A 642-nucleotide genomic window follows, 5' to 3' on the forward strand; every position below is an offset into this window, starting at 1 on the left:
TTGTTCTGCATAGAGGCTTTGCGCATAGTCCTGTGTTAGGAACTCCATTAGCTTGATTGCACTTTCTTTGTTTGGTGCGTGTTTAGTAAGTGCTACGCACTGATATTCACGTGGGTGCCTCGGTTGCCTTGGTTAGGAAAGGTTAGGTGGACAGAGTTTGCCCAAGCAACCTGTGCTTTGTCGTTTAACATTTTGCCGAAATAATAATTGTTGCCAAGTGACAGGTCACAAATACCCTCGTTGATTGCTTTTACTTGTGCTCGATCATTTCCTTGAGGACGTCTCGCCAGGTTGTCTTTTACACCTTGTAACCAGGTTTTTGCTTCTGCTTCGCCGTGATGAGCGATCATTGATGCGATCAGCGCAAGGTTGTAAGGGTGCTTGCCGCTTCGGGTACAGATACGGCCTTTCCAGACGGGTTTGCTCAAGTCTTCATAGTTTTGAATGTCAGCTAGGTTAGCGCGCTCTTTTGACGCATAGATAGAGCGAGTACGTGTCGTTAAACCAAACCAACGGTTTTCTGGGTCGCGATATTGTACCGGGACATTCTTTTGTAGCGTTTCTGATTCAACAGCTTGAACCAAGTCTTTGTTGGTCACTTCCATTAAACGGCCAATATCGACAGTGAAAACTAAATCGGCA

General features: G+C 45.8%; 1 protein-coding gene. It reads right to left on the bottom strand.

Annotated elements, in window-relative coordinates:
* Window positions 1-92: 92 nt before the first annotated feature.
* Window positions 93-642, bottom strand: a 550-nt coding sequence (locus A3729_RS09800; RefSeq protein ID WP_231877400.1) for an ABC transporter substrate-binding protein, incomplete at its 5' end; no start/stop codon positions are given.

It is taken from the genome of Oleiphilus sp. HI0043, from assembly GCF_001634935.1.